11 protein-coding genes are annotated in these 12702 nt (G+C 37.6%); 10 read left to right on the top strand and 1 reads right to left on the bottom strand.

Going from position 1 to position 12702, the window contains the following annotated elements; genetic code table 11:
• Positions 1-9 precede the first annotated feature (9 nt).
• Genes gatC through sfsA form a run of 4 tightly spaced genes read left to right on the top strand, consistent with a single transcriptional unit; the run spans position 10 to position 3904 of the window.
• Positions 10-291, top strand: a complete 282-nt coding sequence (gene gatC / locus LQU94_RS03680) for an Asp-tRNA(Asn)/Glu-tRNA(Gln) amidotransferase subunit GatC (RefSeq protein WP_230696322.1) — start codon at positions 10-12, stop codon at positions 289-291.
• Positions 292-300: 9 nt separating this feature from the next.
• Positions 301-1740 (top strand): Asp-tRNA(Asn)/Glu-tRNA(Gln) amidotransferase subunit GatA, encoded by a 1440-nt coding sequence (gatA, locus tag LQU94_RS03675; RefSeq protein ID WP_230696321.1) that lies wholly within the window; start codon positions 301-303, stop codon positions 1738-1740.
• Positions 1730-3163: an Asp-tRNA(Asn)/Glu-tRNA(Gln) amidotransferase subunit GatB gene (gene gatB / locus LQU94_RS03670; RefSeq protein ID WP_230696320.1), complete on the top strand. Its 1434-nt coding sequence runs from the start codon at positions 1730-1732 to the stop codon at positions 3161-3163. The genes gatA and gatB overlap by 11 nt, the downstream gene beginning before the upstream one ends.
• 45 nt (positions 3164-3208) lie before the next feature.
• Positions 3209-3904: a DNA/RNA nuclease SfsA gene (sfsA, locus tag LQU94_RS03665; protein ID WP_230696319.1), complete on the top strand. Its 696-nt coding sequence runs from the start codon at positions 3209-3211 to the stop codon at positions 3902-3904.
• A gap of 33 nt (positions 3905-3937) precedes the next feature.
• On the opposite strand, the gene mgtE is transcribed toward sfsA, so the two are convergent.
• Positions 3938-5314 (bottom strand): magnesium transporter, encoded by a 1377-nt coding sequence (mgtE, locus tag LQU94_RS03660; RefSeq protein WP_230696318.1) that lies wholly within the window; start codon positions 5312-5314, stop codon positions 3938-3940.
• Positions 5315-5567: 253 nt separating this feature from the next.
• Here mgtE and LQU94_RS03655 point away from each other — a divergent pair, with 253 nt between their 5' ends.
• From LQU94_RS03655 to LQU94_RS03630, 6 genes are all read left to right on the top strand, one after another.
• Positions 5568-7256: a peptide ABC transporter substrate-binding protein gene (locus LQU94_RS03655; RefSeq protein ID WP_230696317.1), complete on the top strand. Its 1689-nt coding sequence runs from the start codon at positions 5568-5570 to the stop codon at positions 7254-7256.
• Between the two features lie 127 nt (positions 7257-7383).
• Positions 7384-8313, top strand: coding sequence for an ABC transporter permease (locus tag LQU94_RS03650; protein ID WP_230696316.1), 930 nt, complete (start codon positions 7384-7386; stop codon positions 8311-8313).
• Entirely contained in the window at positions 8313-9272 is a 960-nt protein-coding gene (locus tag LQU94_RS03645; RefSeq protein WP_304622579.1) for an ABC transporter permease, read from the top strand. Before LQU94_RS03650 ends, LQU94_RS03645 begins: the two co-directional genes overlap by 1 nt.
• A gap of 6 nt (positions 9273-9278) precedes the next feature.
• Positions 9279-10277: an ABC transporter ATP-binding protein gene (locus LQU94_RS03640; protein ID WP_255702385.1), complete on the top strand. Its 999-nt coding sequence runs from the start codon at positions 9279-9281 to the stop codon at positions 10275-10277.
• Positions 10277-11254 (top strand): ABC transporter ATP-binding protein, encoded by a 978-nt coding sequence (locus LQU94_RS03635; protein ID WP_230696315.1) that lies wholly within the window; start codon positions 10277-10279, stop codon positions 11252-11254. The genes LQU94_RS03640 and LQU94_RS03635 overlap by 1 nt, the downstream gene beginning before the upstream one ends.
• Positions 11255-11581: 327 nt before the next feature.
• On the top strand, positions 11582-12652 hold the full coding sequence (locus LQU94_RS03630; RefSeq protein WP_230696314.1) for a C40 family peptidase: 1071 nt from the start codon (positions 11582-11584) through the stop codon (positions 12650-12652).
• The last annotated feature ends 50 nt before the right edge of the window (positions 12653-12702 follow it).

The raw sequence follows: 12702 nt of genomic DNA, 5'->3' as shown, positions 1-12702 counted from the left end.
AGGAAATCCATGAAAAAAGAGGATATTCGTCACATTGCAGATATTGCAATGTTAGAGTTTACAGAAGAAGAATTGGATAATTTCTGTGATTCTTTTTCAGAATCCATGGACATTGTTGACTGTATCAAAAAATGGGATACAGAAGAAATGGAGGGAACTTTCCAAGTAAATAAAATGGAAAATCATTTAAGAGAAGATGAGATTGTTCCTTCTTTGACACAAGAAGAGGCAACAAAAAATGCCAAGACAGAAAAATATGGATATTTCGAAATTATCAAATTCGTAGATTAAGGAGGAATTATGAGCTGTTTAGAATGGGGTGCTGTAAAAACGCACCAACGATTTATAAAAGGGGAAGTATCGGCAAAAGAAATCGTGGAAGCTTATATTTCTGAAATTGAGGCCCATGAAAAAGACTTCAATGCTTTTATTACAAAAACTTTTGATATGGCAAGAGAAAAAGCCGAAGAATTGGACCAAAAAAGAGAAAAGGGAGAACCTCTAGGAAAATTGGCGGGGGTTGTTGTTTCTATTAAAGATAATATTGCCGTAAAAGATGTGTTGATGACTTGTGCTTCTAAAATGTTAGAAAATTTTGTAGCTCCATACAATGCGACTTTAACAGAAACCATTTTGAAAGAAGATGGAATTATTATTGGGAAGACCAATTTGGATGAATTTGCCATGGGAGGAGATACGAAAACCTCTTATTATGGTATAACCAAAAATCCAATGAACGTAGAAACCGTAGCCGGAGGAAGCTCTGGGGGATCAGCGGCTTCTGTTGCAGGAAATTTCTCCGCCATTGGGATTGGGACAGATACTGGCGGGTCCGTACGTCAACCAGCGTCTTTCTGTGGTGTTGTGGGAATGAAACCAACTTACGGAAGCATTTCTCGTTACGGAATTGCATCCATGGCGAACACTTTTGACCAACCAGGAGTTCATGGGAAAAATGTAGAGGATGTTTTATATACTCTTGAACTTTTGCAAGGACAAGATATTAAAGATGCGACAAGTTTGGGAAATGAATTTTTAACAAAAGAAGCCGTTGAAAAGGCAAAACCAGTAGAAGAATTGCGCATAGCCGTTCCAGATATAATGAAGGATTTTGACGTAGAAGACGAGGTGCAAGAGGCCTTTGATAGTCTATTGGAACGTCTAATGGCAAAGGGAGCAAAAGTAGAATACGTTCCAATGCCTTATTTACGAGGTACCATCGAGGTGTATCATATTTTGGTAAATGGAGAAATTGCACCAAATATGAGCCGTTTTGATGGAATTCGTTATGGCCATCGAGCCGAAAATTACGAAAACTTAGATGAATTATACATTCGCACGCGAAGCGAAGGGTTTGGCGATGAAGTAAAACGCCGAATTATGATCGGTACGCATATACTTTCTATGGAATTATCTAAGGAATATTATGAAAAAGCTATGGAAATGCGTAGCAAAATGATAGAAGAGTTTGACAATGTCTACAAAGATTTTGATGTAGTTATGGTTCCTACGGCTCCGGTGTTGGCTTTCGATGTGGAAAGAGAATTAACGAGAACAGAACTTTATATGGCAGATATTTTTACGGCTCCTGTAAATATTATTGGAGGATGTGGAATTAGTGTGCCAGTAGCAGGAGCCCATTTGCCAGTGGGAATCCAAGTCATTGGAGCTCGTTTCCACGATAACCAAATTATTCGTACAGCATTTGATATTGAAAAGGAGGCAAAACATGTCTTATAAAACCATAATTGGATTGGAAATTCATGTGGAGTTGGCTACAAAAACCAAAGCCTTCTGTTCTTGTGAGAATGCTTTTGGTGGAGAGCCAAATACTCGCGTATGTCCCGTTTGTTTGGGATTGCCCGGAGCTTTGCCTGTATTAAGTACAGGGGTTGTAGAAGAAGCCGTAAAAGCAGCTACTGCTTTTCATATGGAAATCCACGAATCTTCCAAATTTGATCGAAAAAATTATTTCTATCCAGATTTAACCAAAGGATTCCAAATCACCCAAGATGATCATGCCATTGCTACCGAGGGATATTTGGAAATTGAATTGGAAGAAGGGCCAAAGAAAATCGGAATTTATAAAATTCAAATGGAAGAAGACACAGGAAAAAGCCTTCATACAGAGGATGGATCTACGCTAATGGATTACAATCGTTGCGGCGTGCCATTGATTGAGATTGTTTCTAAACCAGAGATGAATAGTTCTTTGGAAGCAAAGATGTTCCTAGAAAAATTGCGAACTACATTGCGTTATATTGGTGTAAGTGACTGTAAAATGGAAGAGGGATCTTTGCGTTGCGATGTAAATATTAACCTAAAGGATGAAGAAACAGGGGTAAGAACAGCCATTACAGAGGTTAAGAATTTGAACTCTTTCCGTGCGGTAGAAAAAGCCATTGAATTTGAAATCCAACGTCAATCCAAATTGTTGGAAATGGGGGAAGAGGAAATTCGTACCACTCGCCGTTGGGATGATGTAAAAAATGAAACGATTATCATGCGTGAAAAATATACAGTGAACGATTATCGTTTTGCTCCTGAGGGAGATTTGGGGCCGGTTCATATTTCTAAAGAATGGATTGATGAAATTGTAGGAAATATGGCAGAACTTCCTGATGTTAAGAAAACTCGCTTTATGGAATCCTTCCAATTGGAAGATTACGAAGCCGGAGTGTTGGTTGCCAACCAAGAAATCGCCGATTTTTATGAAGAAGTAGCGAACCACTTTGGCGATTATAAATTGTTGTCCAAATGGTTTATGACAGAAGTTTTACGCCGTGTTGATTTGGACAATCAAGATGAAAAAGTGGAAATTCCATTTGAAGCGAAAGATTTGGCTGATTTGATGGTTTATATCCAAGAAGGAAAAATCAATAACAACGCAGGGAAAAAAGTATTGCGTGTTATGTTTGAAACTTCCGACAAGCCAAAAGAAATTATTGAAAGAGAATCTTTATTGCAAATGGAAGATGATGGAGAAATGGAACAAATGGTGGCGAAAGTTTTGGAAGCCAATCCAGAATCCATTGAACAATTCCGTGCAGGGAAAGATCGTGTATTGGGCTTCTTAGTCGGACAAGTTATGAAAGAGAGCCGTGGAAAAGCCAATCCACAAAAAGTAAACGAATTGTTATTGAAACAATTAAAAGGAGAGTAAAAAAGGGCATGGGGTTCCATGCCTTTTCTTTTTAGAAGGGGCACTATGAAATACGAAAACACAGTGAAAGGAAAGTTTATTTTTCGGGACAATCGATTTATTGCGCGAGTAGAAGTGGATGGAGTAGAAGAAAAAGTCCATGTTCCTAACACGGGGCGTTGTCGCGAGCTGTTTTTGCCTGGCGTTTCTGTTTTGCTTACAAAAGCAGAGGAAAACTCCAATCGAAAAACCAAGTATTCCCTTCGCCATGTAGAAAAAAATGGGCGATGGATCAATATTGATTCTCAAAGCCCAAATCGTTTGGTAGAAGAATATTTGAAAAAGGAACCATTTTTTGAAGGATTTGGAAAAATCACCTCCTACAAAAGGGAAGTGAAACAGGGGAACAGTCGCTTAGATTTTGCCATTTTTTCTGGAGAGAAAAAAGGATTTATAGAAGTCAAAGGGGTCACCCTAGAAAAGGATGGGATTGCTTCGTTTCCAGATGCGCCAACTCTACGTGGGAAAAAACATTTAGAAGAATTGGCTCAATTGGCCAAAGAGGGACAATCATCCTATGTGTTTTTTGTAGTACAAATGAAAGAGATTCAAGCGTTTACGCCCAATTACGCAATGGACCCTGGATTTTCTCGAGCTTTGGAAGAGGCATATAAAAATGGCGTTCATATTTTATGTATGGACACAAAAATTGAAGAAGAGAATATGGAATTGGATCAAGAAATTCCTATTTTTTGGCAATAAAAGAACCACATTCATAAGGAATGTGGTTTTCTTTTAAACAAGATAAGGCAATACAATAGAAGCCAAACCTAAAAATACAAAAAATCCGAAAATATCGGTTGTTGTCGTTAAAAAGATAGGAGAAGAAATCGCTGGATCTACGTCAATATGATCGAATAAAAGAGGCAATAAGAATCCTACAATTCCAGCAATAATCATATTGATAATCATAGAAGCAAAAATAATCAATCCCAAAATAATGTTGCCGTATTTCATGTAAAGAATAATTCCAGCGAACAATCCAACAACGGCCCCATTAAACAATCCAAGGACGATTTCTTTTACAATCAATTTCCAATCGTCTTCTAAATCCATATCCCCCCGGGCGATACTTGTTAATACAATGGAGAGAGCTTGATTTCCAGCATTTCCGCCCATCCCGGTAACAATGGGCATAGCAGCGGCCAAAGCCACCACTTGAGAAATCGTACCTTCAAAAAGACTAACAACAGCTGAAGCCATAAAAGCCGTAACCAAATTGACCAATAACCATGGCAAACGACTTCGAACAGAACTGGCAAAAGTAGAGTCGTATTCTTCGTCTTTGGATACCCCGCTCATAGCCAAAATATCTTCGCTATGTTCTTGTTCCATTACCTCGATGATGTCATCACTGGTAATTACACCAAGAATCGCCATTTTTTGGTTTACAACAGGTAAGTATTTCAAATCATATTTGAAAATAATATTGGCAGCCTCTTCCTGGTCATCCTCTGCATAAATAAAGAAGGGCATATCCTCAATTAAATCAGAAAGAGGAGTGTAGCCAGGGGCGACCAAAATTTCTCGCAAGTCAACAATCCCTTGTAAACGATGTTGGCGGTCTGTAATAAAGATGGATTCAATAATTTCTGTTTCGGGAGCAATGTCTTTGATTTTTAGCAAAGCTTCTCGAACGCTTAAACTTTGTTTCAAAGAAATAAACTCCGTGGTCATAACCCCGCCGGCACTTTCTTCATCAAAAGAAAGAATCATTTTTAGGATATTTGAATCGCTTTTTTTCATATAATTTAGTAATTCTTTTCGTCTTCGAGTAGAAAGAAGACCCAATAAGTCGGCCACATCAGCATTGGCCATAAAAGTAAAAATTTCGATGAGTTCTTTTGTACTATAAAGTTCCATCATTCGAATTTGGAGATCTTCTTCCGCGTTTTCCAACAGATCAGAAATGTCTTCAAACTCTAACATAAAAAGGAAGTAGCGCAAGCTACTATCGTCTAAATCTTCTAAAACTTCATCAATATCTACGGAATGGACGGTTTCGTATAAATTGCGAACACCTTCTAAATTTCCCTCTTGAATAAGGGTCTCTATATCTGCCATAAGCTGATCATAATCTGGCTCATAGTCATAAACATATTCTTGTGTCATCTTTCACCTCCATTACGTTTTGATTCTTATATTATACAGAATTTACGAATATTCATCAAGTTTTCCAAAAGATGGAAATCGCATAAAATACGCAAAAAATTCATGGAAATGTAAGAAAATGATATACTCGTTTTGAAAACGGTGAAAAGCACTTTACTCAAAGAAAGAATTGTTATATAATATTTGAAAGTCAGATCTGTTTACATATTTGAATATGTAGACCTGGCAAAAAATGGAAAGGGGAACACATAATATGAAGAACAGAAAATTTACTCTCGTAGCCCTTCTATTGGTGGTTGTTATGATGTTTACAGCTTGTGCTGGAGCAGGAAATAATGGAGCTGCTAATGAAGGAACAAACAATGCCGCCGGTAACACAGCTACCGCAGACAGTGGCGAGGCAAAAATTCTTCGCACAAACAACAACTCTGAACCAGGATCATTAGACCCAGGTTTAGCAACAGGTACACATGAATCATGGGTACTTCAACATGCGTTTGAAGGTTTAATGCGCTATAATGAAGAAGGTGAATTGATTCCAGCTATGGCTGAATCTTATGAAGCTTCTGAAGATGGATTAACTTATACTTTCAAATTAAAAGATGGTTTGAAATGGTCAAACGGTGAACCAATCACTGCAAAAGATTTCGAATTCTCTTGGAAACGTGTATTGGATCCAGATTATGGTTCAGAATATTCCTACCAAATTACAAATTACATTGTAGGAGCACAAGAAGTTCTTGATGGAACAGGTAGCCCAGACGATGTAGGAATCAAAGCCTTAGATGACAAAACGTTGGAAGTTAAGTTGTTAGCACCAACTCCATACTTTGTTGGGTTAACTGCTTTCTATACATTGTATCCAGTAAGTGAAGCCGTTGTTACAGAAAATCCAGATTGGGCAAAAGACCCAAGCAATACAGAATTTGTTTCTAACGGTGCCTTCAAAGTAGTTAGCTGGGAACACAACTCTAAAATCGTATTAGAAAAAAATGAAAACTATTTCGATGCTGATAAAGTAAAGTTAGATGGAATCGAATTTGACATCATTGAAGATGGCAACACTTCTTATTCCAAATATCAAGGTAACGAGTACGATCTAATCGTAAGTCCACCAGCAACGGTAACTGCTCAAGGTATCCAAGAAGAAAACTCTGAGTTAGTAATCGGCGATGACATTGGTGTTTACTACTACGAATTCAATTCAACAGAAAAACCATTCACAAATGCAAAGGTACGCCAAGCATTGTCTATGGCAATCGATCGTAAAACAATGGTTGAAAACATTGCTCAAGGTGGTCAAACACCAGCTCAAGGTGTTGTTCCTAACGGATTATTGGATGATACCGGAGCAGATTTCCGTGAAGCCAATGGAAATTTAATCACAGAAGATGCAGCGAAAGCAAAAACTTTACTTGAAGAAGGTTTGGCTGAAGAAGGCATGACAGTAGCTGATTTGAATGGCAAAGTATTGGTTTACAATACAGATGAAAATCACAAAAAATTAGCACAAGCAGTTCAAGAAATGTGGAAACAAAACCTTGGTGTTGAAATTGGTTTAGAAAACATGGAATTCCAAGTATTATTGGACCGTCGTTCTAGCGGAGATTTCTCTATTGCACGTGCAGGTTGGATGGGAGACTATGCGGATCCTAACACAATGTTAGACTTATTCATGACTGGTAACCCACAAAATGATTCCGGTTATACAAATCCTGAATTTGATAACTTGATGAAAACGGCTGCTGGCACAAACGATCAAAAAGTTCGTATGGACAGCATGAAAGAAGCGGAAAAAATCTTAGTTGGTGATATGCCAATTATTCCAGTTTATTTCTATACGCAACCACGTTTGCAAAAACCATGGTTAACAGGAGTTTACAAACACACTCTTAACTACCCAACTATGACTTACGCTGACATTGATATGTCTCAAAAATAAGCCATCCTATAGTTAAATAAGTAAATGGGCAAAGAATCGATATTACGTCGATTCTTTGCTTTAATGTAGGCTGATATTTCCCCAATCCAGAAGGTCTACAGTATGTGAATATTAGAAAGGATAAAACATGAAAAAATTTGTACTGAAACGTATACTCATATCTGTTATTACAATGTGGGTAATTATCACGGTTACATTTTTCATGATGCACTCAATTCCAGGGGATCCATTTGCAAAAGAAGGAAGAATGCCTGTACAAGTCTATGAAGCTTTGCAAGCAAAATATGGATTGGATCAACCATTGGGTAAGCAATATACGATTTATTTGAAAAATGTTGTTCAAGGTGACTTAGGAAATTCTATGAAATCCAAAACAGAAACCGTAAACGAAATGATTGCGCGTGGGGCGCCAGTATCTGCTCGTTTGGGTCTTCAAGCTTTTGTAATTTCTATGATTTTAGGACCAGCTTTAGGAAGTATTGCGGCTTTATATCAAAATAAATTGCCAGATTATATTATGATGATTATCGCTATCATTGGTATTTCTGTACCTAGCTTTATTTTTGCTTCCATGATGATACAGTTTATCGCAAAGCCCATCGACTTTTTCCCAATTGGAGGATGGGGCGAATGGCGACATACGATTTTGCCATCCATAGCATTGGCGCTTATGCCAATGGCTTCTAGTGCACGTTTAATGCGTAGTTCTATGTTGGATGTTTTAGGGCAAGACTATATTCGAACTGCGCGTTCAAAAGGTTTGTCCAAACTTAGAGTTATCCTAAACCATGCTGTACGTAATGCAATTTTGCCAATTATTTCTACTATGGGAACTACCTTATCTGGTTTGCTGACCGGTTCTTTCGTTATTGAAAAAATCTTTGGGATTCCAGGTCTTGGTAACTTCTTTATTACATCCATTACGAACCGTGACTATACATTGATTATGGGGACTACGATTTTCTATGCATTGATTTTGATTGTTATGCTTTTAATTGTAGATGTTCTATATACCGTAATTGATCCTAGAATCAAATTATCAGGAGGTGACAATTAATGGAAAACAATACAGTAAAAAACTATATGAACGAGTCCATTGATCCAAGTCTATTTACTCCTGTTGAGCACGATCAAAACAAGGAAAGAATTACCCGTCCTACTATTGGATATTGGGCCGATGTTTTTCGTCGTTTACGACAAAATAAATTGGCTATGGTTGGTTTAACCATCATTATCTTGTTATTAATTATGTCTTTTGTTGGTCCTATGTTTTCAGGATACGACTATTCTACACAAGATTATGCGAAAATTAATGCAGAGCCAAATGGGGCCAATTGGTTTGGTACCGATGAATTGGGTCGTGATTTATTTACTCGTGTATGTTACGGGATTCGTTATTCCTTATTGATTGGTATTTTGGCAGCGGCCTTTGACTTTATTATAGGAGTAACCTATGGTGGGATTGCTGGTATGGCATCAGGAAGAGTAGATACGATTATGATGCGTATCGCCGAAGTTGTCTATGCGATTCCTTATATGTTAATCGTAATTTTGATTTCTGTTACCTTGTCCAATGAACAAGGGGCCAGTTTGTTTACACTGGTTCTGGCCATGAGTATTACCGGTTGGGTACCTATGGCGATAATGGTCCGCGGACAGGTATTGCAATTAAAACAAAATGAATATGCCATCGCTTCAAGATCTTTGGGAGCTTCTCCTGGATATATTTTGAAACGTCATATTATTCCTAATACATTGGGTCCTATTTTGGTTAATGTAACTTTAACAGTACCTCGTGCTATTTTCTCAGAAGCAACACTAAGTTTCATGAGTTTAGGTTTGCAACCACCACAACCATCTCTTGGGGTATTATCCAATGACGGTTTGGGAGTATTGGGAATCAACTTGTATTATCAAATCTTCTTCCCAGCGTTGATGATTTCGTTAATTATGTTCTCATTTAACGTATTGGGAGACGGTCTACGTGATGCATTGGATCCTAGATTGAGAAAGTAGGTCTGTATGGAAAAAATATTAGATGTAAAAAATTTACAAGTATCTTTTCAAACCTTTTTCGGCGAAGTAGAGGCCGTACGTGATATTTCCTTTTCTTTAGAAGAAGGAAAGACATTGGCGATTGTAGGGGAGTCTGGTTGTGGTAAATCTGTAACAGCAAACTCCATTATGCAACTTTTGCCAAAGCCTCCGGTTGTTTATAAAGGGGGAGAGATTATTTATAAAGGGGAAGACCTCTTAAAGAAATCAGAAAAAGAGATGACAGAAATTCGTGGCAACATGATTTCTATGGTTTTCCAAGATCCTATGACAAGTTTGAATCCTACTATGAAAGTAGGAGCGCAAATTATTGAAGGGGTGCGTCGTCATAGAAATATTTCTAACGAAGAAGGACGTAAATATGCCATCGAAATGTTAGAAAGAGTAAGTGTACCTCAGCCTGAAAAACGTGTAAATCAATATCCTCATGAGTTTTCTGGTGGGATGCGTCAAAGGGTTATGATTGCCTTAGCCATGGCATCAAAACCATCTTTATTAATTGCCGACGAGCCGACAACAGCTCTTGATGTAACCGTTCAAGCGCAAATTTTGAAATTGATGAAGACTTTGCAAAAAGAATTTGGGGCTTCTATTATTTTGATTACTCATGACTTAGGTGTTGTTGCAGATATGGCAGACGATGTAATCGTAATGTATGCAGGTCAAATTGTAGAAAAAGGAACAGTAGATGATATTTTCAAAAATCCATCTCATCCTTATACACAAAAATTGTTAGCAGCGGTTCCTAAATTAACAATGGATCGTAATGAAACCCTACACGCCATTGATGGAACACCACCGGATTTATACAAACCACCACAAGGATGCGCTTTCTTTGATCGTTGCGATCAAGCCATGGTAATTTGTGAAAATCATATGCCTGGATTCTTTGATTCTGGTAGTGGACATTACAATCGCTGTTGGAAAAATCATCCATCCTATACTAGAAATGGGGGAGCAGAATAATGGAACCCATCGTAAAAATTGAGAATTTGAAAAAATATTTTAATGTAGATAAAGGAAAACTACAAGCCGTTGATGGTATCAACTTAGAAATCATGCATGGGGAAACCTTTGGATTGGTAGGAGAAAGTGGATGTGGAAAATCAACAGCTGGTAGAACCATTTTGCGTTTGTACGAGCCAACGGATGGAAAAGTTATTTTTGAAGGAAAAAACATCTATGATTTGTCTTCTTCTCAAATGAAAGAAATCCGGAAAGAAATGCAAATGATTTTCCAAGATCCTTACGCATCTTTGGACCCTCGTATGACCGTAGAGGAAATTATTTCAGAGCCATTGGATATCTATGGCATTGGTTCAAAAAAAGAACGCAAAGCCAAAGTCATTGAATTATTAAATTTGGTAGGTCTAAGCTCAGAGCATGCGCAACGTTTCCCTCATGAGTTTTCTGGTGGACAACGTCAGAGAATCGGGATTGCTCGTTCCTTAGCGTTGGATCCAAAATTTATCATTTGCGATGAGCCAATTAGTGCCCTAGACGTGTCTATCCAAGCGCAAGTAGTAAACCTATTAAAAGATTTACAAACTCGTTTAGGCTTGACTCTGTTGTTTATTGCTCATGATTTATCTATGGTTCGCTATATTTCCGATCGTGTTGCAGTTATGTATTTGGGACATATTATGGAAATTGGTGAGAGTGAAGCTTTGTATGAGAAACCACTTCATCCTTATACCAAAGCTCTATTAAGCGCCATTCCAATTGCAGATCCAGATGTACAACGTACAAAACATCAAATTGAGTTGGAAGGGGACGTACCAAGTCCAATCGATCCACCAATTGGATGTCGATTTGCCGATCGTTGTCCATACGCAGAAGAAAAATGTAGAGCCAGCCGAATTCCTCTAGAAGAGGTATTACCTGGACACAAAGTAGCCTGTATAAAAGTTCGAGAAATTAACGAAAAAGAAGGCTTATTATAAAACAAGAATCCCACTTCTATTTTAGGGGTGGGATTTTTTGTTTTTGAGAGAAATAAACGCTTGAAAAAGAAGACAAAAAAAGAAAAATCTTTTGTTACAGAAATTGTAACAAAGGCGTAACACAAATGACATCTAAAACAGTTACATTTTGTAACCTTTTGTGTTATAATTTCTAAAGATCATTAAGAGAAGTCTAAGGATTGGAAAAAGTTCGGACCTTGTTATTTTTTTGCGTTCTTTAGGAGATAAACTTTTTTCCCTGTAAATCCTTTGTAACCGATGAATGAAAATTCATCCACCAATCGAATGATAAAGGAGATTTTTAGAATGAACCAGAATTTAAAACTTACAGTAGGTGTTGCGGCACTAGCTGTTGTATCTTTTGTAGGTCTTCGTGACACAGGTGTTTTTGTAGCCGATCATCAAACAACCCTTTATAGTGGAAAAGCTTTGAGCTTTGCTGTGGAAGAACAAGCAAACATTATTGACTATAAAGAAAATGGATACTTAGTACAAAAAGGAAACGCAAAAGTTACTGTTCCTAAAAATAAAATTTTACTTACAGATGGCCCTACCCAAAAATTTAAGGTGGTAAGCAATGCATCCATTCGCGAGAATGGACATGTTGTTCGCAACTTGTTCTTAGATGAGTTCGTAACTACTGTTCAAGAAAAAGAAGATTCCGTAATTGTAAAAACAGCAGATGGAATTCAAGGGGAAGTAACAAAAGCTGCTTTGGAAGCAGTAGAAGGTCCATACATAACGCATGCTTATGTAAAAGAAGCTTTACAATTAGCAAATGACAATGGAACTTTGGATTTAGCAAAAGACCAACAAGTAAATGTTGTTTCTTATGTAGATGGAATGTTCGTAATCATGGATAAGGCAGGAAAAACTTTCTCTATCGATCCAAATTACTTAAACTTCGGTGAAAATGGAATTAAAGTACAAGCTAGAGCCATTGCTCAACCAGAAGCGGAAGTAGAAACGGTTGAATATACAGTGGAAGTCCCAGCGGTTGACAATGCAAAAGCACAAAATGTTGTGAATTCTGCTTATGGAAAAATTGGAACTCCATATGTATGGGGTGGAACTTCTTCTAGTGGATACGATTGTTCCGGTTTGGTATATGCAATCTATCATAACGAATTGGGAATTAGCCTTCCAAGAACTTCTTCTGCTCAATCTGGATTCGGTACACAAGTATCAAGAGATAATTTACAAGCAGGGGACTTGGTATTCTTTAATACAACAGGAAGAGGCGTAAGCCACGTTGGAATTTATATTGGTGATGATACTTTCATCCATGCTGCATCTGGAGCAGGCCAAGTTAAGACAAATAAATTGTCTGAAAAATATTACAACTCTAGATTTGTAAACGCAACTCGCGTATTGTAATTTTATTAAAAAAAGAGGAACGATTTCGTTCCTCTTTTTTAGTCCATCAA

Source organism: Peptoniphilus sp. KCTC 25270 (genome assembly GCF_021012875.1).
Taxonomy (GTDB): Bacteria; Bacillota; Clostridia; order Tissierellales; family Peptoniphilaceae; genus JAJMZJ01.
This window is presented reverse-complemented; position numbering and strand designations above follow the sequence as displayed.

What these genes read in the sequence shown, in the direction of transcription:
- gatC (WP_230696322.1), top strand. Translation starts at nt 10, where the DNA reads ATGAAAAAAGAGGATATTCGTCACATTGCAGATATTGCAATGTTAGAG.
- gatA (WP_230696321.1), top strand. Translation starts at nt 301, where the DNA reads ATGAGCTGTTTAGAATGGGGTGCTGTAAAAACGCACCAACGATTTATA.
- gatB (WP_230696320.1), top strand. Translation starts at nt 1,730, where the DNA reads ATGTCTTATAAAACCATAATTGGATTGGAAATTCATGTGGAGTTGGCT.
- sfsA (WP_230696319.1), top strand. Translation starts at nt 3,209, where the DNA reads ATGAAATACGAAAACACAGTGAAAGGAAAGTTTATTTTTCGGGACAAT.
- mgtE (WP_230696318.1), bottom strand. Translation starts at nt 5,314, where the DNA reads ATGACACAAGAATATGTTTATGACTATGAGCCAGATTATGATCAGCTT.
- LQU94_RS03655 (WP_230696317.1), top strand. Translation starts at nt 5,568, where the DNA reads ATGAAGAACAGAAAATTTACTCTCGTAGCCCTTCTATTGGTGGTTGTT.
- LQU94_RS03650 (WP_230696316.1), top strand. Translation starts at nt 7,384, where the DNA reads ATGAAAAAATTTGTACTGAAACGTATACTCATATCTGTTATTACAATG.
- LQU94_RS03645 (WP_304622579.1), top strand. Translation starts at nt 8,313, where the DNA reads ATGGAAAACAATACAGTAAAAAACTATATGAACGAGTCCATTGATCCA.
- LQU94_RS03640 (WP_255702385.1), top strand. Translation starts at nt 9,279, where the DNA reads ATGGAAAAAATATTAGATGTAAAAAATTTACAAGTATCTTTTCAAACC.
- LQU94_RS03635 (WP_230696315.1), top strand. Translation starts at nt 10,277, where the DNA reads ATGGAACCCATCGTAAAAATTGAGAATTTGAAAAAATATTTTAATGTA.
- LQU94_RS03630 (WP_230696314.1), top strand. Translation starts at nt 11,582, where the DNA reads ATGAACCAGAATTTAAAACTTACAGTAGGTGTTGCGGCACTAGCTGTT.